At 59.3% G+C, this 605-nt stretch carries 1 protein-coding gene; it reads left to right on the top strand.

The window, feature by feature from the left end; genetic code table 11:
- Positions 1-213: 213 nt before the first annotated feature.
- Positions 214-567, top strand: a complete 354-nt coding sequence (locus K206_RS0136930) for a hypothetical protein (RefSeq protein ID WP_231401751.1) — start codon at positions 214-216, stop codon at positions 565-567.
- The last annotated feature ends 38 nt before the right edge of the window (positions 568-605 follow it).

Below are 605 nucleotides of genomic sequence, written 5' to 3'. Positions count from 1 at the left end.
AATGGCTTGATCGTGGAGATCAGCGCTGCTTTAGGCTGCAAACAATAGGAACCCGCAGATGACCGGATTCATGGGCTTTCGACACGGATTCGAGGCCCGGAAAGTGCCTATCGGCGCCGTGCTGAACTCCGGGCAGACCGATGGCGAAGATTGGGGAGAGAAATGGAGTTGGGGTACTCTTTCAGCATGGCTATTCCCCGTCCTCCACGCCTCATGCACTACAAGCTCGATGGCCGTCGCTCCGTGCCGTGCGACAGTCTCGTTGAGTGGTCTATGTGGATGGCGGAAGGCGACAGGCGTGTGGCGGAAACATGGATAGATGACGTCCGTATCTCCACGGTTTTTCTCGGCCTGGACCACAACCACGCGCTAGGCGGCGATCCCCTCTTGTTCGAGACGATGGTCTTCGTGGACGGCGAGACGCACGAGATGCGCAGGTACTTCATCTGGGAGGAAGCCGAAGCCGGCCACGCCGAGATGACCGAACTGATCAGGGCCGAAATGGAGGCGGCACAGGTTCGTGCTGCAAAGGCCTGGGAACAGGTGTACGCACGGTTGAAGGTCTGAGCATCGACTACTTCCTGCGCTGCCGGTGGCGAGCACTC

The sequence above is a fragment of the Cupriavidus sp. WS genome, from assembly GCF_000395345.1.
In the GTDB taxonomy this organism is placed as follows: Bacteria; Pseudomonadota; Gammaproteobacteria; order Burkholderiales; family Burkholderiaceae; genus Cupriavidus; species Cupriavidus basilensis_B.
This window is presented reverse-complemented; position numbering and strand designations above follow the sequence as displayed.

Excerpts from the sequence above, each read along its gene's own strand:
- K206_RS0136930 (WP_231401751.1), top strand. The coding sequence starts at position 214 with ATGCACTACAAGCTCGATGGCCGTCGCTCCGTGCCGTGCGACAGTCTC.